This window comes from Methylophilaceae bacterium (assembly GCA_018398995.1).
Taxonomy (GTDB): Bacteria; Pseudomonadota; Gammaproteobacteria; order Burkholderiales; family Methylophilaceae.
The window spans coordinates 551748-574966 of record CP073759.1; the positions used below are offsets into that span (position 1 = coordinate 551748).

Annotated in this window: 24 protein-coding genes and 1 pseudogene; 16 read left to right on the forward strand and 9 right to left on the reverse strand. The window is 41.6% G+C overall.

Annotated elements, in window-relative coordinates; translation table 11 throughout:
• Positions 1-8: 8 nt before the first annotated feature.
• Positions 9-731 carry a UDP-2,3-diacylglucosamine diphosphatase gene (locus KFB94_02780; GenBank protein ID QVL46048.1) on the forward strand — a complete coding sequence of 241 codons (723 nt, stop codon included), beginning with the start codon at positions 9-11 and terminating at the stop codon, positions 729-731.
• Between the two features lie 37 nt (positions 732-768).
• Here KFB94_02780 and KFB94_02785 read toward each other — a convergent pair whose 3' ends face one another.
• From KFB94_02785 to KFB94_02805, 5 genes are all read right to left on the reverse strand, one after another.
• Positions 769-1488 carry an FHA domain-containing protein gene (locus KFB94_02785; GenBank protein ID QVL46049.1) on the reverse strand — a complete coding sequence of 240 codons (720 nt, stop codon included), beginning with the start codon at positions 1486-1488 and terminating at the stop codon, positions 769-771.
• A 42-nt stretch (positions 1489-1530) separates the two neighbouring features.
• Entirely contained in the window at positions 1531-2307 is a 777-nt protein-coding gene (locus KFB94_02790; GenBank protein QVL46050.1) for a Stp1/IreP family PP2C-type Ser/Thr phosphatase, read from the reverse strand.
• 27 nt (positions 2308-2334) lie between these two features.
• The gene (gene nusB / locus KFB94_02795; GenBank protein QVL46051.1) at positions 2335-2802 is read right to left on the reverse strand and encodes a transcription antitermination factor NusB; all 468 of its coding nucleotides are present in this window, start codon (positions 2800-2802) and stop codon (positions 2335-2337) included.
• Positions 2799-3248 carry a 6,7-dimethyl-8-ribityllumazine synthase gene (locus tag KFB94_02800; protein ID QVL46052.1) on the reverse strand — a complete coding sequence of 150 codons (450 nt, stop codon included), beginning with the start codon at positions 3246-3248 and terminating at the stop codon, positions 2799-2801. The genes nusB and KFB94_02800 overlap by 4 nt, the downstream gene beginning before the upstream one ends.
• A gap of 73 nt (positions 3249-3321) precedes the next feature.
• Positions 3322-4980 carry an OFA family MFS transporter gene (locus KFB94_02805; protein ID QVL46053.1) on the reverse strand — a complete coding sequence of 553 codons (1659 nt, stop codon included), beginning with the start codon at positions 4978-4980 and terminating at the stop codon, positions 3322-3324.
• A gap of 185 nt (positions 4981-5165) precedes the next feature.
• On the opposite strand from KFB94_02805, the gene phoB reads away from it, so the two are divergent.
• From phoB to KFB94_02825, 4 genes and pseudogenes are all read left to right on the forward strand, one after another.
• Positions 5166-5858 (forward strand): phosphate regulon transcriptional regulator PhoB, encoded by a 693-nt coding sequence (gene phoB / locus KFB94_02810; protein ID QVL46054.1) that lies wholly within the window; start codon positions 5166-5168, stop codon positions 5856-5858.
• A gap of 64 nt (positions 5859-5922) precedes the next feature.
• Positions 5923-7239: a phosphate regulon sensor histidine kinase PhoR gene (gene phoR / locus KFB94_02815; GenBank protein QVL46055.1), complete on the forward strand. Its 1317-nt coding sequence runs from the start codon at positions 5923-5925 to the stop codon at positions 7237-7239.
• Positions 7236-7946 (forward strand): hypothetical protein, encoded by a 711-nt coding sequence (locus KFB94_02820; GenBank protein ID QVL46056.1) that lies wholly within the window; start codon positions 7236-7238, stop codon positions 7944-7946. Before phoR ends, KFB94_02820 begins: the two co-directional genes overlap by 4 nt.
• Before the next feature lie 183 nt (positions 7947-8129).
• Positions 8130-8393: pseudogene (locus KFB94_02825) on the forward strand (hypothetical protein).
• A gap of 59 nt (positions 8394-8452) precedes the next feature.
• Here KFB94_02825 and KFB94_02830 read toward each other — a convergent pair.
• Positions 8453-10585: a molybdopterin oxidoreductase family protein gene (locus KFB94_02830; protein QVL46057.1), complete on the reverse strand. Its 2133-nt coding sequence runs from the start codon at positions 10583-10585 to the stop codon at positions 8453-8455.
• Between the two features lie 122 nt (positions 10586-10707).
• Here KFB94_02830 and KFB94_02835 point away from each other — a divergent pair, with 122 nt between their 5' ends.
• The 4 genes from KFB94_02835 to KFB94_02850 all read left to right on the forward strand — a co-directional run bounded on the left by KFB94_02835 (position 10708) and on the right by KFB94_02850 (position 13541).
• Positions 10708-11847 (forward strand): cupin domain-containing protein, encoded by a 1140-nt coding sequence (locus KFB94_02835; protein QVL46058.1) that lies wholly within the window; start codon positions 10708-10710, stop codon positions 11845-11847.
• A gap of 8 nt (positions 11848-11855) precedes the next feature.
• Complete coding sequence (locus KFB94_02840) at positions 11856-12353, forward strand: hypothetical protein (protein QVL46059.1); 498 nt, start codon at positions 11856-11858, stop codon at positions 12351-12353.
• Positions 12353-13168: a nodulation protein NolW gene (locus tag KFB94_02845; GenBank protein QVL46060.1), complete on the forward strand. Its 816-nt coding sequence runs from the start codon at positions 12353-12355 to the stop codon at positions 13166-13168. The genes KFB94_02840 and KFB94_02845 overlap by 1 nt, the downstream gene beginning before the upstream one ends.
• A gap of 157 nt (positions 13169-13325) precedes the next feature.
• The gene (locus KFB94_02850; GenBank protein ID QVL46061.1) at positions 13326-13541 is read left to right on the forward strand and encodes a hypothetical protein; all 216 of its coding nucleotides are present in this window, start codon (positions 13326-13328) and stop codon (positions 13539-13541) included.
• Positions 13542-13674: 133 nt separating this feature from the next.
• Here KFB94_02850 and KFB94_02855 read toward each other — a convergent pair whose 3' ends face one another.
• From KFB94_02855 to KFB94_02865, 3 genes are read right to left on the reverse strand one after another with little or no spacing between them, the layout of a single operon-like run.
• Positions 13675-14442: an MBL fold metallo-hydrolase gene (locus KFB94_02855; protein QVL46062.1), complete on the reverse strand. Its 768-nt coding sequence runs from the start codon at positions 14440-14442 to the stop codon at positions 13675-13677.
• Between the two features lie 9 nt (positions 14443-14451).
• Positions 14452-15717: an outer membrane protein assembly factor BamC gene (gene bamC / locus KFB94_02860; protein QVL46548.1), complete on the reverse strand. Its 1266-nt coding sequence runs from the start codon at positions 15715-15717 to the stop codon at positions 14452-14454.
• Positions 15718-15732: 15 nt separating this feature from the next.
• Complete coding sequence (locus tag KFB94_02865; protein ID QVL46063.1) at positions 15733-16608, reverse strand: 4-hydroxy-tetrahydrodipicolinate synthase; 876 nt, start codon at positions 16606-16608, stop codon at positions 15733-15735.
• Positions 16609-16920: 312 nt separating this feature from the next.
• On the opposite strand from KFB94_02865, the gene rsxA reads away from it, so the two are divergent.
• Genes rsxA through nth form a run of 7 tightly spaced genes read left to right on the forward strand, consistent with a single transcriptional unit; the run spans position 16921 to position 23189 of the window.
• A complete protein-coding gene (gene rsxA, locus KFB94_02870) occupies positions 16921-17502 on the forward strand; it encodes an electron transport complex subunit RsxA (GenBank protein ID QVL46549.1) in 582 nt (193 codons plus the stop codon).
• A 59-nt stretch (positions 17503-17561) separates the two neighbouring features.
• On the forward strand, positions 17562-18110 hold the full coding sequence (rsxB, locus tag KFB94_02875; GenBank protein ID QVL46064.1) for an electron transport complex subunit RsxB: 549 nt from the start codon (positions 17562-17564) through the stop codon (positions 18108-18110).
• 23 nt (positions 18111-18133) lie between these two features.
• Positions 18134-20128: an electron transport complex subunit RsxC gene (rsxC, locus tag KFB94_02880; protein ID QVL46065.1), complete on the forward strand. Its 1995-nt coding sequence runs from the start codon at positions 18134-18136 to the stop codon at positions 20126-20128.
• 1 nt (position 20129) lies between these two features.
• Positions 20130-21149, forward strand: coding sequence for an electron transport complex subunit RsxD (gene rsxD, locus KFB94_02885; protein QVL46066.1), 1020 nt, complete (start codon positions 20130-20132; stop codon positions 21147-21149).
• Between the two features lies 1 nt (position 21150).
• Positions 21151-21780: an electron transport complex subunit RsxG gene (gene rsxG / locus KFB94_02890; protein QVL46067.1), complete on the forward strand. Its 630-nt coding sequence runs from the start codon at positions 21151-21153 to the stop codon at positions 21778-21780.
• A 29-nt stretch (positions 21781-21809) separates the two neighbouring features.
• A complete protein-coding gene (locus tag KFB94_02895) occupies positions 21810-22493 on the forward strand; it encodes an electron transport complex subunit E (GenBank protein ID QVL46550.1) in 684 nt (227 codons plus the stop codon).
• 27 nt (positions 22494-22520) lie between these two features.
• On the forward strand, positions 22521-23189 hold the full coding sequence (gene nth, locus KFB94_02900) for an endonuclease III (GenBank protein ID QVL46068.1): 669 nt from the start codon (positions 22521-22523) through the stop codon (positions 23187-23189).
• Positions 23190-23219 lie beyond the last annotated feature (30 nt).

The following is a 23219-nucleotide window of genomic DNA, read 5'->3' on the forward strand; positions in this document are numbered from 1 at the left end:
ATACAGGTATGCCTCATAGCATCTTCATTTCTGATTGTCATTTATGTGAATCTCGCCCAGCCATTATTGATAGCTTTATCAGTTTTTTAGCGCATACTGCTGTCAATGCAGATGCGCTTTATATTTTAGGCGACTTATTTGAGTATTGGGCAGGCGATGATGTCATCAGCACTGGTGTACATAGTCCGATTATTCAAGCGCTTCAACAGCTTAGCTCGCAAGGCGTCTGCCTATACATCATGCATGGCAATAGAGATTTTTTACTTGGTGATGCTTTTGCGAACGCAACCAATGCAACTATATTGGCCGATCCTACGATGGTTTCAATTTATGGTCAATCGATACTACTCAGTCATGGAGATAGTTTGTGCACTGATGATACCGATTACCAGCGCTTCAGAGCTGAGGTGCGGAGTGATGTATGGCAATCAAAATTTCTAAATCAACCTTTATCAGATCGTATTACCTATATTGAATCAGTTCGTCAAAAAAGCGACCAAGAAAAATCTATTAAATCGATGGCTATAATGGATGTTAATCCAATTGCAGTATCGCAATTACTAGCTCGCTACGACTACCCGACTCTTATTCACGGGCATACCCATCGCCCAATGCAGCATCAACACCAAATAAACGGACAGGTTTGCAACCGCTGGGTATTAGGTGACTGGTATGAGCAAGGCAGCTATTTAAGGGTAGACCAAGAGGGATTTCACTCATATCAGCTTTGATATGTTTAATTTAAAAGATAATGCTGCCAGTTAGATCCTAATCAATACAAAATTCCATTTTCACGCCGAGCATCTGAATTTCGTCGTGATTACTTAACGCTTTAGCATGCGTATCGAGAGGCTTGCCATTGATTAATGGGTAATCAGTACCCAAAACATGGGATAAAAAATAACCTTGTGGTCGTTTTGTCACTAACGCCAATTGTTCATTTGGACGACCAATCTTCACAATCGCCTTATCAAGTGGCAGTATAAATCCGGCGTCTTTACCATTCAATATTTGCAATCGCGGCAATTGTATAGCCTGTTTCTTTAAAGGTAAGGTTGACCCCGCACTTTCTGTCACCAATTCTTTATCCTGGTCAATAGTTGGCTTATCTTCATCTGATCGTTGCTCAATATTCACTTCATCAATATTGGACACTAAAACAGTCTCTTCAAAACCATCATCTCGTGGCTTATTGATCAATGCATTCTGTAAATATCTTAATTTGTACTTACCAAGCTTTATCAAATCACCATCGACCAATAAATGCTTTTTAATTTTTTGACTATTAACCACAGTTCCATTGGTGCTGTTTAAATCCTCAATATAAGCACCATCATCTTTTGTAACAATCACGGCATGTTTGCCACTAATCCCCAAGTTATCAATATGCAAATCATTAGATACACGGCGTCCAATAGTAAAGCGCTCTTTATCTAGCATATATTCTTGAATGACTTTCCCATCTAATAAAAAAATTATTTTTGCCATGATGACCTTCCTTATTGATTATTATATTAATGGCACATCTATTCATGCTAGAGGAAATGGCTTATCTACCAATGCAATCAAGGTGGAAATATTGTCTTTACCACCACGCGCATTTGCAATACCAATCAGCGCATTAACGGCCAAACCGATATCACGGTTTGCATTAATGATTGTCTTTTTTATGTCATGATCGTCTACTAAATCGGTCAATCCATCGGAGCACAATAAATAAATATCACCAACCAGCACCTCATACTCATTTAACTCAAGCGCTACTTCTGACGTTGTTCCTAAGGCGCGAGTAACCAAATGTTTATTATTGGCATATCGCGCCTCATCCTTAGTCATTAACCCTGCGTTTATTTGCGCTTGCACCAGTGAATGATCTTCTGTTAACTGCACAAAATCATCGTTTCGTAAGCGATACATTCTAGAATCGCCAATATGTCCAATCACTATTTTATTATCAGCAAAAACACCACTGACTAACGTAGTCCCCATCCCTTCACAAACAGCGCGTGTTAGCGCAGTCTCTAAGATGATGTCATTCGTTTGCTTGACTGCTTTTTGCAAAATTGCAGCAATTGATAGAACTTGACTTGGCTGATTTTTTTGCTGAGCAATCAAACTAGACATCTCATCTTGGATAAGCTGCGTTGCCATTTGACTAGCAATCTCGCCACTGTTATGCCCACCCATGCCATCAGCTACCATCACCAGTCCAGTGGATAAGTCGCTAAGCGCAGCATCTTGATTTAATGTCCTAATCAGCCCTCTATCAGATGCAATAGCGACATGGATTGCATCTGATACATCCATAACCGAACCATCCTATTCAAAAAAAGATTACTTTCTAAACTCTGCTGGTCTGGCTGAAGCCGCAACTTTATCGAGAACACCATTAATATATTTATGCCCTTCAGTGCCACCAAATGTCTTTGCCAACTCAACCCCTTCGTTAATGGCAACGCGGTAGGGAATCGTGATATCGAAAATTAACTCATATGATGAAACCCGCAAAATCGCATGCTCAACAGGACTTAACTCTATCAAATTACGATCAATAAATGTTGTGATTGTTGCATCTAAATCCGCTTGGCGATCAAAGACTCCTTGCAATAAAACTTTAAAATAACCCTCATCTGCTTTGTTGTAATCAGGATCATCTTTCATGTCTAAAAAGACTTGTTTGATATCACTTTCATTCATCATGCATCGATAAACGGCCTTTAAAACCAACTCCCGAGATTTACGACGACTTTGAATAGGCTTGCGCTTTTTTTTCTCGCCTAGTTCAATCTTGTTCTCAGTCATAATGCATGCACCAAATTTGCCATCTCAATTGCCACTTGTGCAGCTTCTGTGCCTTTAACTTCAACTCGATCCATCGCTTGCTCATCATTTTCTGTTGTTAAAATAGCATTTGCCACAGGGATACCCGTACTAAGCTGTACATCACAAACACCACGCGCAGACTCATTCGCAACTACTTCAAAATGATAAGTTTCTCCACGCACAACTGCGCCAAGTGCGATTAATGCATCATACTGCTCACTCAAAGCCATGTGTTGCAAGATGAGTGGTGTTTCAAGCGCACCAGCCACAGTTGCAATACAGATATCTTCGGCTACAACGCCAAGTTTTAATAATTCTGCATAGCAGGAGCGCAATAGACCTTCACCAATTTCACTATTAAAGCGCGACATGACGATGCCCACTTTTTTGCCGGTGCCATCTAAATTTATTGCTACTTTTTCCAAAATATTCTCTCAATATCATTAAAACAATATTTTACGCTATTTAAGCTTTCTCGATAGCAAGCGATTACAAATCCTAACTAAATAATGACCAGGCTTTTTGCGCCGTACTCCATATACCATAAGCGATTGGCATTAATACTGCAGCCCATGCCAATATAATGACCAAACTGTGCGTTTCTGATGTATTAACGACAACGGCTTTTGCGGTGGCTTTTTCATGCCCAGCCTTGCGCACAGCTTCTAGCTCTGCATCAGTCATAAAATCTTTATCTGCCAGTGGCTTAATTAACATATTCGCCACAAATCCAATTACCATCATGCCCGCTAATACCAACATAATAGGCGCATAGATTTGATCGTAAGGAACGCCCGCCTCTAGGCGTGTGTCGTGCATATAGTTAACAACTACTGGGCCAACAATGCCTGCCGTTGACCATGCTGTTAGCAGTCGACCATGAATTGCACCCACAAATTGCGTACCAAATATATCAGCCAAATAAGCAGGTATAGTGGCAAAGCCACCTCCATACATAGATGAAATAATGCAAAAACAAGCCACAAATAATGATAGCGACTTAAAGCCTGCAACATAGGCAGCAGCGCAATATAAAACCGCTCCTAATATAAAGAAAATATAGTAAGTACGCTTGCGTCCTAATTTGTCTGAAGAAGATGCCCAACCGATACGGCCAAGAATATTGAAAAGAGAAATCAAACCCACAAAGCCTGCACCAACTAAAGCTGTCGCGGTTGTCAATGCAGTATTGGTTTTAACCTCAGCAAAATCAAGTTCTGGCTGCCCAATCAATGCGCCGCCGAATGTTTCTTGAAGCATGGGAGAAGCCGCTCCTAAGATACCAATACATGCCGAAACATTCATACAAAGCACTAACCAAAGCAGCCAAAACTGTGGTGTTTTGTGTGCTTTATTTAAATGCACATGTTTAGAAGCAATCATCGCATTCGTTTTGGTTGCAGGCGGATTCCAGTTTGTAGGCTTCCAACCTTCCGCAGGAATACGATAGCCAAACGAACCACTCATCATAAAGATAAAATATATTATTCCCAACACTACGAAAGTTTGCCAAACGCCTGTCGTTCCAGCCTCAGAAAAGTATGCCATCAGTTTGGTTGCAATCGGCGACCCTATCATGGCACCGCCTCCAAAGCCCATAATCGCCATGCCGGTTGCCATTCCCCTGCGATCTGGAAACCATTTAATCAGTGTAGAAACAGGAGAAATATAACCTAAACCTAGACCAATCCCGCCAATAATACCGCTACCCACCCACAATAACCATAATTGGTGTATGTAAATACCATAGGCTGAAATAAATAGCCCTCCAGACCATAGAATAGCTGAAACAAACCCTGTTTTTCGTGGACCTTCTCGCTCTAACCAACCGCCAAAAAGAGCAGCAGAACAACCAAGCAAGACAAAAAACAATGTAAACATCCAGCCCAAATCAAATTGGGTCCAATTACATTCAGTTGCAAATAGTGCTTTTCCTGTACCCGCCATTTTTTCAACAAAGGTTGCTGCACCTGCTGCACAAGTCTCAACAGGCTTGCCATCCGCATCTTTTAGTGCATTACCGAGCGGCTTCCAAAAAACACTAAAGCCATAAGCCATCCCTATAGACAAATGAACTGCTAATGCCGCTGGCGGCACCAGCCATCGGTTAAAGCCCGGTTCCGCAATAGTATTTTCTTTTTCTAAAAATCCTGCCATCCAACTCCCCCATTCTTAGCGTTTTAGCTTATTTTGATTTAATCTCAAGTTACATATTGTTACAAAATAGTCAAAATGGCAATTAGGATATTGCATTTCCTCACTAATCTTTTAGCGTATGTCATAAAATTGAAATATTATGGTCACATAATGAGATCATCTTATTTTTAAAGTGTGGTAACAAAATGCCTGCAAACATATTAGTTGTAGAAGACGAGCCTGCGATTCAAGAGTTATTAGCACTCAATATTACTCAGGCAGGTCACACACCCATGCGCGCCATTAGCGCCGAACATGCACAAGAACTATTACGAAATGCAATTCCTGATTTAATTTTGCTTGATTGGATGCTGCCTGGCATGAGTGGTATTGAATTTGCGCGCAAACTCAAAGCAGATAGTGCCACTAAACAAATTCCCATCATTATGCTAACAGCACGTAGCGATGAATTTGACAAAGTACGGGGCTTAGAAGTAGGTGCCGACGATTACGTTACCAAACCATTTAGCCCTAAAGAACTCAATGCCAGAATTAAAGCAGTATTGCGGCGCAGAGCACCACAAATGACAGACGACCCTATTGAAATTCAAGGTCTATATCTCGATCCGATTACCCATCGGGTAAAAGGAAATGAAACAATAATAGAGCTAGGCCCAACAGAATTTAGACTCTTACATTTCTTTATGAGCAACCCTGAACGCGTGCATTCTCGCGGTCAATTGCTCGACAAAGTATGGGGTGATCGTGTATTTGTTGAAGACCGCACAGTAGATGTTCATATTAGACGTCTACGCAATGCACTTTCAATCTCAGGTCATGAAGATTTAATTCAAACTGTACGTGGTGCAGGATACCGACTCTCCGCATTAAAAAATTAAATCCAAATTTACTACTAGTAGCAAATGCTACTATAATGTGCCCACAGTGTAAGAATAGGTAAACGTGTCAGATATTCGGTGGAAAACATTTTGGCTAGGCTGCACGCTAATCGGGGTCGCCGCTATTATTTGGGCTGCAATGAGCTTGGTTGCCGCGCTTATCTTCTTGTGTATAGCACTCACTGCATACATCATCAAACATCTCTATTGGCTGTATCAATTACAAATTTGGCTTAAAAAACCGCACTTTAATGACGTGCCGGAGGGTAGCGGTGTTTGGGCGATTATTTTTTCGGCCTTATTTCAGCATCAACGTAAAAATGTTATCGCTGAAGCAGAGCTTGTTGCTGCGCTCGAAGGATTTCAACGCGCAACCAGCGCCTTGCCAGATGGCATTGTTGTGTTAAATCACCGTGATGAAATCGAATGGTGTAATCCACCCGCAGAACTGTTACTAGGTTTAGATTCAAGCAAAGACACTTATCAGCCGGTGCAAAATTTGGTACGTTATGCAGAATTTATTAGCTACTTACAAAGCAAAAATTATACTGACCCGATCATCGTAAAATCTGTCCGCAATACTGAAACAACCTTACAAATTCAACTCATTAATTTTGGCACTGCGCAAAAATTACTCATATGCCGCAATATTTCAGTACAAGAGAAAATAGACACCATGCGCCGAGATTTTATTGCCAATGTATCGCATGAGCTACGCACACCTTTAACCGTCGTTGGTGGATTTTTAGAAACCTTAATCGAGACAGAAGGTGCGGTAACAGAGGGCACAAAAAGCTATTTTGACTTAATGATTAAGCAAACAAGTCGTATGCGTCTGATTATCGAAGACTTGTTAACACTTTCGCGTATTGAAAGCAACAATGAAGTGCCAACAGCCTCAGTCATCAATATGTCGAGCCTAATGCATATGATTCACAATGATGCAAACGCACTGAGTAATGGTAAGCATCACATTCTCCTTAATATAGAGTCGTCTCTTAATATTAAAGGTAGTAGGGAGGAGTTATTAAGTGCATTCACCAATTTGGTGAGTAATGCCGTAAGATATACACCAGAAGATGGCCACATCACCATTTATTGGGGGCTCAAAAACAAACAGGCGATATTCAGTGTCACCGATTCAGGCATTGGTATTGAAGAGCAGCATATTGCCAGACTAACTGAACGTTTTTATCGCGTCGATCATAGTCGCAGCCGTGATACAGGAGGTACCGGTTTGGGACTTGCGATTGTCAAACACATCCTTAGCCGGCATAAAGCAAAACTAGATATAAAAAGTGTGCCTGGCAAAGGTAGTACCTTTAGTATCATCTTTCCGCAATCACGTACCTTAAGTGAGACAGCCAAAGAAGCCGCATGAAATTGATTGCTATTTTGTGTATCTTATTATTGAACGCATGTGCAAACAGCCCTGTCAGCAAATATCCTATTCCAGACCGCCCCGATAAAACTAGCATTAACCAACTGGCTAAAGCAGATTTCGATCGGATGGCAGATATGGAACTGGAAAGTAATACACAAAGTTTACGGACATTGATGATGAAACTCTACAAGCGTAATCCGCTTGAGCTTGCCAAAAGCAATGTTGATTCTGCAGAAAAAATGACAGCGTCTGTATTTGATGAAGCAGCAAAACACCAATGGCGCTTTTCACAATTACAAAACAAACAAGATGTTGAAGCTATATTTTTAGCTTTTGATCCGCATTATCAACACGACCGTGTGCTAGCATTTATAGTAGGCTTACAAACGATGCTAGCCAAAGCCCACAACAACAAAACAAGCTTTTATCTCACAGACACACTTGATCCTCAACATATTTATAATGCAGCACGCAATATTGAAATCGCCGCATGGAAACTATCCAATAGTCGCGATGCTAATGGCAATTTATATCTACTCACCAATGAAATAAATGAAAAAGACCGTAATTTAAGTTTTGAAAGAGAATTTGGCAAAATGATCGGAAGAACCGACTTTTATGCAATTGCCTTAGCAGAAAAATCGCAACGACTCATCTCGCGTATTGCGCAAAGTCTAGCTTCAGCCGTCTTTTTGCCATTCTAATTAAACGACTGTGATCAATCTCTCAAAAAAATGAGAATTTATATTATCTCAATGACTCAATAGTAACCAACAAAACCAGCCGAGTATAAAATCCACTCATCACTTTATTTAGCCAAGTAAGATTTAACTTTAAGGGGAGCGTCACAAAAGCACCCATTTCAAAGTTTTTAAAGGGGGAGCAATATGGATCTGATTATTCAATTGTTATTGGGCGCAGTAGGTGGCAACATCGGTGGCGCTTTATTCAAAAACTTAAGTATAGGTACATTAGGCAATAGTATTGCAGACATCGTAGGTGGCGGCTTAGGCGGTCAAATTCTATCAGCAGTATAAGGTGGCGCAGCTACTGGCGGCATGGCTACCACACTAGCAGGCAGCGGTATTGGCGGTATTGTGTTGATGGCAATTGTAGGATTCGTTAAAAAATCAATGGCTAAATCTAAGTAAGTTTTAAACTTTCTCGTAATAAAAAGCCGCTTTCGCGGCTTTTTATTATCACAAACCGTCTACGCCAACCCAACCTCAACCAAATTATCCGAAAAGCTAGCCGAATGTCCCATATCGCCAAACTCGGCCAGACTAATCGAATTAACAGTCCCTTTATTCAACTGCCTCCAATAGCCAAGTGAAGCAACGACGATACCTGCATTCACATCATCAGTAATAATCGCTTTGCCTTCAAATGCGCCGCGGTCATTAAATACTTTTACCGTATCACCCTCTTTTACGTTACGCGCATTGGCATCTAGTGCGTTAATCATTACAAACTGCTCACCTTGTGCTTTTTGCTGACCATCCATATTCGCGTAGCAAGAATTTAAGAATGCATGACTCTTTGGTGAAATAATGCTGAGCGGATATTTTGCAGCCAGTTCAGGATTCGTCGCAGGTGATTCGCGAGAGGCTAAATAATCAGGTAGCGGGTCTAAATCTTCACCCGGCTGAAAGCCTTCATACATTTGGCGGAATGGGCCTGCCACAAAGTTTTTAGCACCTTCTACCAAAAAGTGACATTTACCGGTTGGCGTAGGAAAATGACCTTCCGCATGACGCGCACGTACGTCTTTATCGCCAAAGTCTTTTAGGCGGGCAAAACCATGCTTACGCAAATAATCTAGGCCAATACCTTCGCAAGTAGGCGCATCCCAGTCAACATAATGCTCAAGGCATTCAGCATCACTCCACTTAAAATTATCTTCTTCATAACCCATCAATTTGGCTAGGCGCCTAAATATTTCTTGATTAGGTAGCGCTTCACCTGGTGGCTCAATACATTTTTCGTTGTAGGTGAGGTATAAATGCCCCCATGACAGCACCATATCTTCCATCTCGGCACCCATCGCGGCTGGCAAAACAATATCTGCATAAGCGGCGGTATCAGAAATAAAATGATCGGCAACGATGGTAAACAAATCTTCTCGCTCTAATCCTTTTGCAATTTTGTCCGTTTCTGGTGCTTGCGTGAGCGGATTGGTGTTCCATACCATGACGGATTTAATGGGCGTTTTTAAATTCAATTCACCTAATAAAGCACGGCCAAACTGCAAGTTATTGACGACTTGTGTGCCTTCTGGAATTAAATCTGGACGACAAATCACATCAAATTTATAGGGATGTTCCCAAACAGGAAATTGCAAAGCGCCGCCACCAACATGACGCCATGCGCCAATCAATGCAGGCAAACAAGCCACGGCACGAATCGCTTGACTGCCGCCGTAATTGCGTTCTAATGCAACGCCTAAACGAATAGCGGCTGGCGCTGTTGTCGCATATTCACGGGCAAATTTGCGGATATCATCGGCTGGAACGCCTGTGATTGCTTCTGCCCATTCTGGCGTTCGCGTTTTAGCGCGTGCTGCCAGTTCGGTATAACCATGGGTATATTGATCAATATAATCTTGATCTTGCAAGCCTTCTGCAATAATCACATGCATCATTGCCATGGCCAAAGCGCCATCTGTACCTGGTTTGGGAGCGATATGCCAATCAGCCTCTTTAGCAGTTTTAGAAGCATAAGAGTCAACCACCACCACTTTAACGCCTTTTTTCTGCGCCTCGTGAATAATATGCCAATGGTGCAAATTGGTACTCACCGAGTTACACGCCCAAATCACAATATAATTGGAATGCGCAAAACTTTCAGGATCGACACCAGCAGTTGGACCAACCGTAAGCAACCAAGCTGTGCAAGAACCTTCTCCACAAAATGTCCGTTCAGTAACAGTTGCGCCCATACGATTAAAAAATGCATCGCCGCCATTTAAACCATGTACCAAGCCTTGGTTGCCCAAATAGCTATTAGGCATAATGGCTTGCGGCCCATCTTCAGCAATGATTTTCTTCCATTTAGTTGTGATAGTCTCAAGTGCTTCATCCCAGCTAATGCGTTCAAATTGTTTACTACCTTTTGCGCCAACGCGCTTCATTGGATAAAGCAGGCGATCGGGATGATAGTGGCGTTTTTCGTAATCTTTCAGCTTGACACACAAGCCGCCACGCGTCATGGGGTGCGCTTTGTTACCTGTAACTTTTAATAATTTCCCATCCTGCACATGATATTCCATACTGCAAGTATCTGGACAGTCGTGAGGGCATCCGCCATGAAAGGTTTTTACTTCAGCATCAACAAGTTTATTCATTTGCCGCATCTCCCAATCAATATTCAAATTAAATTGTTATTATTTTGTAACAAGTACTATATACCCGCCTGTATAGACATGCAATTATTTCATTGCAATCGAAACAAGATTAAAATGCGGATATGAATCATCCATTAGCGCTATTAAATCAACTAACACCAGCTGAGTTTTTAGCTGAATATTGGCAAAAGAAACCGTTAGTCATTCGTCAAGCCATACCCAATTTTCAAGGTCTTTTAACACCAAATGAATTAGCTGGTCTTGCCTGTGAGGAAGATGCGCAATCCAGAATTGTGCAAAATAAAGATGATACTTGGCTATTAAGCCACGGCCCATTTGATGAAGAAACACTGACCGCACTACCTGAAAAAAATTGGACGTTATTGGTTCAAAGCGTTAATCATCATTTAACTGAAGCAGCAGCATTATTAAGCCAATTTAATTTTATTCCACATGCACGTCTTGATGATTTGATGATTAGCTATGCGCCAACGGGCGGCTCTGTTGGCCCACATATGGATTCTTATGATGTATTTTTACTGCAAGGCAGCGGCAAAAGACGTTGGAAAATTAATGCGAAACCCGATTTAACATTAGTTGATGGTGTGCCACTACGTATACTAAAACACTTCGACACTGAACAAGAATGGGTACTAGAACCTGGCGATATGCTGTATTTGCCCCCCAATATTGCACACTATGGCATTTCAGAAGACGATAATTGTATGACCTACTCTATTGGCTTTCGAGTACCCAAATCGCAAGAGTTAATTGAAGGCTTTCTGGCGCATTTGCAAGATACTATTCAAATTGAAGGACTTTATGAAGATGCAGATTTAAGCTTACAGCAGCATCCTGCAGCCATTAGTGATGCAATGATAGAAAAAGTAAGCACTATCTTACAGTCAATCACATGGGACAAAGCCACTGTCAGTGATTTTCTTGGATGCTATCTCACCGAACCAAAACCTGACGTATTATTTGCGGCCTCAGTAAAAAAAATTACAATTGAGGCGTTTGCTCAATTACTTGCTGAACAATCAATATGGCTCGATTTAAAGTCGCAATTACTCTTTGACCAACGTCATCAATTTTATATAAATGGCGAACGACTCGATATTTCAGCGGACATATTAGCGCTCATGTGCACATTGGCAGATCAGCGCTTTTTACAAACCACGTCTCTAGCCTATGAACAGCGATTAGCATTGGCAAATACATTACATGCCGCATTAATGGCTGGCTATCTACACATTGACTAGGAAAACAAATGGATCAGCTTGATTTGCGACAAGACTCTATTTTGTTTGGTGAGCAGGAATATGCTATGGCCTTGGATACTGTCATTGCAGTTGCACAACAACGACTACTTATTTTTGATCAAGATTGTTCAATTGGTCACTTTACTAGCGTTAAGCGCTATGATTTGATTCATGCGTTTTTAATCAAAAATGCCACCACTCAATTAACTATTATTTTGCAAAATGTCAATTTTTTCACCTTACATTGTCCGCGACTATATGCATTATTAGCAACATATAGCCACAAAATAAAGATCTACGAAACAAATAACAGCGCCAAAGCTGAAAAAGATTGTTTTATTATTGCAGACAATCAGGCCTATATAAGACGCTTTCATATTGATCAAGCCCGCTTCAAATACGCCTTAAATGATGCAGAGACAACCGCAAGCTTGGTCGATCGATTCGAGGCTTTATTGCAAGAAACATCACGCGCACTCTCAGCAACACAACTGGGGCTATCATAATGAATAATATAAAAATATTAATTTTGCTCCTTGGCCTCATGCCACTCAGCTCAATCGTTTATGCAGCAATGGAGTTTACAATCATTACGCTACAGCACCGGTTTGCGGCAGATCTACTACCCATCATTTCACCAATGACTGGCAGTGATGGCACAGCGACAGGCATGCATAATCAACTTGTTTTACGTGCATCACCAGACCGTATGCGAGAAATCGAAGCTGTTGTACGGCAATTAGATGTGGCAAGAGTCAATCGTCGAATTACTATCAACAACACCAATAATAGTCAATCTCAGCTAAACCGCACTGATGTTAGAGGCAGAATAAAGATAGACAATATGACAATTGGCAATGAGACTAATGCAGGTGCTAATAGCGGCAATATGATTGTTGAGCGCAATCGTATCAACACGCAAAAAAATAGTAGTCAATTTTTAAATGTATTGGATGGTGAACGCGCATTTATCCGTGTGGGAAAAATTGTCCCTTTTACGCAAGAGTGGGTTGCGATTACCAGCCGTTACGTTCAGCTCACTCGCACGACCGAATGGCGCGACATTGCAGTAGGCTTTGCTGTGCGCCCGCGCACCATCGGCAATCAAGTAGAGTTAGAGATTACACCACGTATAGCCAGCCTCAATAATCAAGGTAATATTGACTTTGAAACACTATCAACGACACTGCGCGTTTCATTAAATGAATGGGTCGATATTGGAGGCATCATGCAAAATCGCGACGACATTAGTCAGAAAATTTTAGGCCTACAAAATAGCAGATCATCGCGACAGTCTAGCCTTGTCATTAAGGTAGATTAGCACCGTTTATTTTGTAATAAATTGTTACAAAATATATCCCAGCTAGTCAACATTTTTTATAGTAATTGCTGTTAAAATGATACCAATCGTCAAGTAAATTTTTTATTTGCCGAGGTTTAATCAAATTGATGTGTTTTTATACTTAAGGATAATACAAATGATACGTTCTGCTCTGCTAGCGGCTTTAATTGCAATGACTTTAACAGCTTGCGGCGAAAAAACTGCTGAAGAAATGCCAGTTGCTGTTGAAGAAATGACTGAAGAAGCTGTTGTTGAAGAAGCGCCTGCTGAAGAAGCGGTTGTTGAAGAGGCTGTTGCTGAAGAGGCTGTTGCTGAAGAAGAAGCGGTTGCTGAAGAAGCGCCTGCTGAATAAGCCAGTCACTCATAGCGCAAGCTATTAAAACTTCATCTCAAAAAAGCCAACTGAAAAGTTGGCTTTTTTTATTGACCTCGTTATTAATAGCCTGAGGCCAATTGCCTTCTCGCCTGTTATTGCTAACCTCTTGCTATAACGATCGCCAATCAAAACCCGTATTTTGCGTCGCAACACCAATCCAATCTACATCACAATTCAGTACTTGACTGAGTGCACTTTTGGCAAGTGCTTCGGTATTATTTTTTACACTGAGATGGGCAGCAATAATATGTTTCAGTTTAGTATTGTCTAATGCTGCCAACAAATCAGCAGCACTCTGATTATCTAAATGCCCCAAATACCCACCCACTCTTTTCTTTAAAGAATAGCTATAAGGTCCAGTTTCCAACATAGTCAAATCATGATTACACTCTAAAACCAAAGCATCACAACCACTCAGCATTTGATGAATGTGAGGGGTAGTATTGCCACTATCGGTTAAAACGCCGAGCTTATGGCGCCCATCACTCAAAACAAACTGGGTTGGCTCACGTGCATCGTGCGGGACTGGAAAGGGATGAATTTCTATATCTCCAATCACAAATGGAACGTGGCTGTCCATAATGTTCAGTTGAATTGGCATCTTAGGCATATAGCGAGTACACATTACATGTGTACCATGAGATAGCCAGACTGGAATATTATACTTCTCTGCTAATTTAAAAGCGCCTTTTGCATGATCATCGTGTTCATGTGTCACCAAAATACCTGTAATATCCTCAGGCGACACCATCAAACCATTTAGACGATTAATCGTCTCTTTAACACTAAACCCACAATCTAGAAGCAAGCAAGTAGATGCTTGCTCTATCACCATACAGTTGCCAGCACTACCACTACCGAGTGAAGCAAAACGCATTGAAGCTTACTATTTTAGCTGTTCATATAATAAAGAGATAATGCGATTGGCAGTTGTACTCGCATCTGAATCGCCCTCTTTATCAACGATGTTAACTTTAGTGCCTGTATCAACTTCGGAAACCTTGATCATGTATTTTTTAGATGGGTCAGTTTTTTCATCCTTACCTTTCCAAAATTTTAACTTGTCCACTATAGTATTATCTTCTTGAGATTTTGATTTCTTTGCCGACTTATCCTCATCATCTTTCCAGAATGCTAAGGTTTCAAATAGGCCTTTTTTCTTTTTTTCTACTCCTTCGATATCAATATCTGCATAGCGCACATAAAAGATACCTACAGATCGATCTTTATCTTCTACCACAAACCCCACTCTATCTAATGCTAAACCAACGCGACGCCAGCCACGGTCATAGTCATCTTTTAGCTTGAGCGTAACGCTTTGGTTTTCTTCTTTCACAACCTCGGCATGTTTTTCTTTCACGGGATTATTTGCAATCTGTCTGGCCTGTTCATCAGCTAAACCCAGCTTAACCATTAAACGGCGCAACAACTCTACGTCTAAATCTTGTTCAAACTGGTCGAGTTTAACAGTCTTGTCAGTTTTATCCGCTCGGTAACCAATTTCAATTTCCCCTAGCTGGGTTTGAATTCTTTGCTTACCATCATCAGGCGTGCCAGCCACCGTCCGATGCGTCATAAAGATTTCTGTTGTTCCTTCTTGCTCGCCACGCTCTAAACGGGTTCGAAATTTACGTCTATCAGCAAGGCCAGAAAGACTATCTAACCATTTATCAAAGCGCTCACCATAACTCCTTGTATCACTCTCTACTTTAATATTGTCCGAGCGCACCCATTCTGTTTCCATGACACCAGTTTGCGCATTTTCCACACGCACTGCAAACCCTTGTTCTAACCAAAACTCGCGCACTGCTGGCCAAACTTTTTCAGCTGGTGCATTGACGACAAGCCAACGTTGCCCACCTGCTCGCTCCATACGCACGCCCTCTGGATTACGTAAGACTTGTTCAACACCAGGCTCTTCAGCCTCTTGAGCGCCAGTATATTCAGAATAACTAGTTGTACCTCTGATGTTATAGGCATCACTTGAGTTCACTGATGTCAAATCAGGCGGCACTTCTAAAGGACGACTGTTGATATTGCCTTTTTTATAATCTGAACTCGTGTCAATGAAAGGAATTTTAAATCCACATGCTGCCAACAATAAAGCAACTAAACTGACACCTGCCAACCTACTTAACGTATTTAATTTCATTAATCTCATCATTTTTTAATTAACTCCCGCTGCTTTCATTGCTGCACGTAATCTATCGTGATATTGCGAAGAGCAGCTTACCATTGGTAAGCGGATACCTGATTGAATCATCCCCATTTGGTGCAGCACCCATTTCACTGGAATTGGATTAGCCTCTACAAACAACTGCTGATGCAAACCAAATAATTTTGCATTAATTGCGCAAGCTTCTGCAAGTCTTCCAGCTCTTGCTGCAGCACACATGTCAGACATTAACTTGGGCGCTATATTGGCTGTCACCGAAATAACACCATGACCGCCAAGTAGCATTAATGCAAGCCCAGTTGCATCATCGCCGCTGTAAATAGCAAAATCTTTCGGTGATCGCAGTATCAAGTCTGTACCGCGCTCTATGCTACCTGTTGCATCTTTAATACCGACAATATTTGGAATATGTGCCAACCTAAGCGCAGTCTCATTGGCAATATCGCAACCTGTGCGACCTGGCACATTATATAAAATTTGCGGAATATCGACTGCAGCAGCAACGGCAGCAAAATGTTGATAAAGTCCTTCTTGAGTCGGTTTATTGTAATATGGCGCAACCAGCAAGCAGGCATCTACGCCTATCTCTTTTGCTTTGGCAGTTAACTCGATGGCTTCTTTTGTCGAATTTGCACCTGTACCCGCTATCACCTTCACCCGACCATTAATATGCTCTACAGCCGTTTTAATAAGGAGGTGGTGCTCTTCAAAATCAACTGTCGGCGCTTCACCAGAAGTACCAACAATTACAATACCATCAGTTCCTGCGTTTACGTGAAAGTCAATTAACCTACGTAATGCGTCTAGATCAAGCTTTCCATCTTCAAACATGGGAGTGACAATTGCCACCATACTGCCTTGCAACATATAAGAATCTACCTATTTTAAACAGCACATATTTTAACTGAACTCAGACTAAATTTGTGAAAAGCCGCACAATTGCCAAACCGTCAACAACTGATCTGATCTTTTTATATAAAAAAGTTATTAAAATATAATTATATATTCTTTGTTTATATATAAAAAACTGTTTATATTAATTTTTGTTTTAACAATTGGTATCACTTAGGGGCTAATGTTTCTGCGTCTTATCTGCAACGTGAGCAACCAGATTGAACAGCTACATCAACTTGAAACACGTTATAATTATACAATTGATTAATTAACGACATTATGGATATTAAAAGCTATTTCATTATTTTAGTAGGTACGGTGCTAGTTAATAACATCGTCTTGGTTAAAATTCTAGGGCTGTGCCCATTCATGGGCGTTTCTAAAAAATTAGAAGCGTCAATTGGAATGGCCGCTGCCACTGCTTTTGTATTAACGGTTGGTTCAATGACTAGTTGGGTTATTGACCACTATTTGTTGCAACAATATCAGTTGGAATATCTACGCACCTTATCATTTATTGTAGTCATTGCAAGTGTTGTGCAGTTTACACAAATGGTTATGGAAAAAAGCTTTCCTATTTTGTATCAAATGCTAGGCATATTCTTACCACTCATTACTAGCAATTGCGCTGTCCTAGGCATACCTTTGCTGAATGCTCAAACTGACAACGGTTTTATTCATTCTGCATTATTTGGCTTAGGTGGAGCGGCTGGCTTTTCAATGGTGCTTATTCTATTCGCATCATTGCGTGAAAGGCTAGAAGCTGCCGATGTACCGATGCCATTTAAAGGTTCTGCTATCGCGATGATTACCGCTGCATTAATGAGCCTAGCCTTTATGGGTTTCGCTGGTCTAGATAATTATTAACTGAAATAAATATTTGACTGCCTAATGTTAAGTTGCAAAAAAAGAGTATTGAATCAACCATGTTAATCGCTTTATATATCATGTTAGGACTGGCACTGCTGCTGGGGGGCGTATTGGGTTATGCCGCACTCAAGTTTAAAGTTGAAGGTGATCCGCTCATTGCGCGAATTGATGCCATATTGCCACAGACACAATGCGGACAATGCGGATATCCAGGATGTAAGCCCTATGCAACCGCAATCGCGAATGGCGAAGCAGATATTAATCAATGTCCACCAGGTGGTGACGAAGGCGTGCGTGCTTTAGCTGATTTAATGGGAGTGGAATATAAACCATTAAATGAAGAGCATGGTCAAACTAAACCAAAGGCAGTTGCTTTTATTGAAGAAGATTTATGTATTGGCTGCACTTTATGTATTCAAGCTTGTCCTGTAGATGCTATTTTGGGCGCAGCGAAACATATGCATACCATTGTCGCTAGTGAATGTACTGGTTGCGAACTTTGTGTAGCACCTTGCCCCGTAGACTGCATTACGATGGAGCCGATTGGAGAAACACCTGATAACTGGAAATGGAAACACCCGACTATACCGATTAAACCTGTGTAAAACACCACATGATAAAACACTAAATGAATGCACCAATTAACATTGCAAGCCTGTTGAAAAAAACAAAAGACGTTTTTCGTTTTCATGGCGGCGTTCATCCGCCTGAAAATAAAACGCAATCAACCCAATTACCCATTGGCAGACTACCTATGCCTAAACAATTGGTTTTGCCGCTTCGTCAGCATGTTGGCAACATCCCAAAAACTAAAGTAGCCATTGGCGATAAAGTGCTTAAGGGCCAACTAATTGCAGAGGCAGAAGGTGCTGTATCTGCGGCAATTCATGCGCCAACATCAGGAATAGTGAGTGCGATTGGTGAAGCGGTTATACCACACCCATCTGGCCTACCTGATCATTGCATCACCATTACACCAGATGGTGAAGATAGCTGGATAGAACGCCATCCACAAGATTGGCGTACTACAGATGTCGATACTTTAATTAATAGCTTGCACCTTTCAGGTATTGTTGGCTTAGGCGGCGCAACGTTTCCAACTCAAATCAAATTGCGTAGCGGCAAAACAACGATTCATACACTGGTTATTAATGCCGCAGAGTGTGAACCTTATATTACCTGTGATGATATGCTAATGCGTGAGTATCATGAACAAATCGTTAATGGCATAGCGGTTGCCAAACGTTTACTTGGCGCAACCAATGTGGTTATCGGCATTGAGGATAATAAAACAGAGGCCATTAAAGCGATGCGCGCAGCCATCGCCAATACGGACATTCAACTCAAAATAGTCCCGACAATTTACCCGAGTGGTGATGCGCGACGTTTGGTCTATTTGTTACTCGGTCAAGAAGTGCCTCACAATAAGCGCTCAACTGAAGTAGGCATTCAAGTATTCAATGTTGCGACAGTATTGGCACTGTATCGCTATTTTGAATTTGGCGAACCCGCTTTAAGCAGGGTTGTGTCGATGACTGGCAATGTAGAACAGCCACAAAATTTTGAGGTCTTATTTGGCACACCATTGCTCGATTTGGTCAAGGCGGCTGGCGGTTCTAAAGCAGATACCAGTCATTACATCATGGGCGGTCCGATGATGGGTTTTAATCTTCCAAGCGAAAATGTACCCATCACTAAAGCAGCCAACTGCATTATTGCGGCATCTCCAACATTATTTGAACCAACTCCTCCAGCCATGCCATGCATCCGCTGTTCGCGTTGTGCCGATGCTTGCCCTGTCAATTTACAACCACAAGAACTATATTGGTTTGCTAAATCAGATAATTTTGAAAAAGCACATGATTACAACTTATTTGATTGCATTGAATGTGGCGCATGTTCTTATGTGTGTCCAAGCAATATTCCGCTAGTACAATATTATCGTTATGCTAAGAGTGAAATTATTGCATTAGATAAAGCAAAAGAAGCCGCTAATATTGCCCGTGAGCGCAACGAATTTAGGCTTGCACGTATTGAAAGAGAAAAACAAGAGCGTGCTGGCAAACATGCCGCTCGTGCACAAGGGGCCAAAGCAGCCGAAACTAGCCATGATGCACCAACAGCAAACGATAAACAAGCAGCCATTGCGGCGGCCATTGCGCGCGCAAAAGCACAAAAAAATGCGGACAATATACAACCCCAAAACACAACAAATCTTAGTGCATCAACCCAAGCTGAGATTGATGAAATTAACGCACGTCGAGTTGCTGCAGGTTTAACTAAACAATCGCCTATTGAAGTTAATGCTGATAAACAAGCAAAAATAGCCGCTGCTGTTGCGCGTGCTAAATCACAAAAAGCCGAAGTTGATACTTTGAGACAAAATGCAGACAATCAAACAAAACAACCTGTCGCTGATATCGAAAAACAAGCCAAAATTAATGCCGCAATCGAGCGGGCAAAAACATTAAAAGCAGCGGCTGCAAAGGAAACGGTCAATGATGTCAATACACAGCCAGTCATCGATTTAGACAAGCAAGCTAAAATTGATGCCGCAATTGCGCGCGCCAAAGCACAAAAGGCTGCCGCATTGAAAGCTAAAGAAAATCAACCAAAGGAATAGTTTGAACCGCTCACCCCACATTACTAATGCGCCTACAGTTAGCAGCATCATGTCCAAAGTGCTAATAGGATTACTGCCCGGCATTATTGTTTATGCATGGCTATTTGGTGGCGGCATTATCATTACGCTAACGCTTGCCACCGCAACCGCATTGGTCACAGAGGCGCTGATGCTTAAACTACGCAAGCGGTCAATACAACCTTTTTTATCAGATTACAGCGCCATTATCACGGCATGGCTCTTAGCATTAGCGATTCCACCACTGGCACCTTGGTGGTTGATTGTCGTTGGCACCGCCTTCGCCATTATTGTTGCCAAACAGCTTTACGGCGGCCTTGGCTACAACCCATTCAATCCAGCTATGGTTGGCTATGCTGTTCTATTGATTTCATTTCCAGTCATTATGACTAAGTGGCCTGCTGCATTGAGTCTAGCGCAGACAAAGCTGAGTTTTATGGATCAATTTCATTATATATTTAGCGCCACACTGCCATCCAATGTCAATATAGATGCGGTTACATCTGCCACCCCTTTAGATTACCTAAAAACGCAACTAAAACTCAATCAAAGTATGACAGTCATTCAATCAGCCCCTATTTTTGGTATAGTGGGTAGCAAAGGGGTTGAAATGATTGTGCTGGCTTACCTTGCGGGGGGTCTGTTTTTATTGCAGCAACGTATTATCACTTGGCACTTACCCATTGCATTCTTAGGCGCTATTGCCGCCATTGCTGGTCTTTTTTGGATTATTGATTCCACTCAGTTTGCCAGCCCAATGTTTCATTTATTTAGCGGCGCTAGCATGTTGGGTGCCTTTTTCATTTTAACCGATCCCATCAGTGGGCCAACGACACAAAAAGGCAAACTCTACTTTGCTGCTGGTGCCGGCATCATCACTTACTTAGTGCGCGTTTATGGCGGCTACCCTGACGGTGTTGCTTTTGCTGTTATTTTTATGAATATTTGCGTACCGCTGATTGATATGTATACACAGCCACGTGTATTTGGACACAGGGAATAAAATGGCAGAAACGCCACTTAAGCACGCGACGAAAACTGCACTCACTTTAGTGGCGTTTGCATTTACGTTTACTTTATTAATGACTGTCGTTTATCAAGTCACAAAAGCACCAATTGAAAAAAGTGAAGCGGCAGCAAGAATTGCGCTGTTCCAACAGGTTATTCCACTTAATCGCTACGATAATGCGGTTTTAGAGGATACAATTAGTATTAACCCAAGCGAGTTACTAGGCAATAAAAAAGCGAGTATGGCTCATATTGCACGGATGCATGATGTGCCAGTTGCCGTCATTTTAGAAGCCGTTGCTCATGATGGTTATAGTGGTGATATTAAATTATTAGTTGCCATCAATCATGATGGCTCTCTTTCTGGGGTGCGCGTCATTAAACATTCAGAAACGCCAGGACTGGGTGATTATATTGATATTGCAAAATCAACATGGATTAAACTATTTGATGGAGAGTCACTCTTAAAGACAAGTGACAACAATTGGGCGGTAACCAAAGATGGTGGCACATTTGATTACATGGCAGGCGCAACAATCACACCACGTGCAGTGGTTAAAGCAGTCCATAAAGCATTACAGTATTTTGAAGAAAACAAAGCGACTTTATTGCCTCCCACAACATGAACGATCGCGTCTTATAGAGGTTAAGTATGATGAATCAATTTAAGAACATTACCGAAAATGGCATATGGAAACAAAATCCTGGCGTGGTCCAGTTACTTGGCTTATGCCCGACGCTGGCAGTAACAACGACGGTAGTCAACGGCGTCAGTTTGGGTTTAGCAACTGCATTAGTTATGGCTGCTGCCAGTGGAGCAGTTTCCCCAGTAAGAAAATTTGTGCCGAATGAGATTCGCTTACCCGTATTTATCCTCGTGATTGCTGCTTTGGTTACGGTGATTGATTTGCTCATTCATGCGTTTGCAGAGCCGTTACATAAAGTACTTGGAATATTTATTCCATTGATTGTGGTTAACTGCATCGTATTGGGTCGTGTCGATGCTTTTGCGGCAAAAAATCCGCCATTACCCGCTATTTGGGATGGCTTTATTATGGGGATAGGCTTAACGTTAGTACTTGCCACACTCGGCGGTATGCGTGAAGTACTGGGCAAAGGCACTTTATTTTCAGGACTAGACTTAGCCTTGGGCGAAAACTTTAAACATGTTGTCTTCACCATTATTCCTGATTACCAAGGATTTTTACTGGCCGCTTTACCACCTGGCGCCTTCCTTGGATTGGCGTTTTTAATTGCTGCACACAACTGGATGGAGCAACGCAAAGCAGCTAAAAAACCAACAACAACAGCAAGCACCTCCCTAAAACCAGCTCATTAATCAGCATTTAATAAACAATCAATAGCAATGAATGCTGATAAACGGTTTCAGATTTTTCAACGTCTCAGTCATGCCATTCCGACACCAACCACTGAGCTTGAATATAATTCAATTTTCGAACTACTGATTGCCGTTATTTTGTCAGCACAAGCCACTGACAAAGGCGTCAACATTGCCACACGAAAACTATATGCCATCGCCAATACGCCACAAGCAATCTACCATTTAGGTGTTGAGGGTTTAGAAGGCTATATCAACACCATCGGCTTATATCATGCCAAAGCTAAAAATGTCATTGCTTGCTGTCATCAGCTCATTACGCAACATCATAGTGAAGTCCCAAATACGCGCGAAGCGTTAGAAGCATTGCCTGGTGTTGGGCGTAAGACGGCAAATGTGATATTAAACACTGCGTTTGGTCAGCCTACGATTGCAGTTGATACGCATTTATTTAGGCTTGGCAATCGCACGCGATTAGCCACTGGCAAGAATGTGTTGGCGGTTGAAAAAAAATATTTAAAAACAATTCCTAAGCAATTTTTACATGATGCACACCATTTATTGATTTTACATGGTCGCTATACTTGCACTGCACGCAATCCTAAATGTGGTGAATGTTGTATTGTTGATCTATGCGAATATAAGCACAAAGTCATCCCCAAACCGCATTTAATGTCTGGTGAGCTGGCTAATTGAAATGAACAATGCGCCAAGTTGAGACACCCA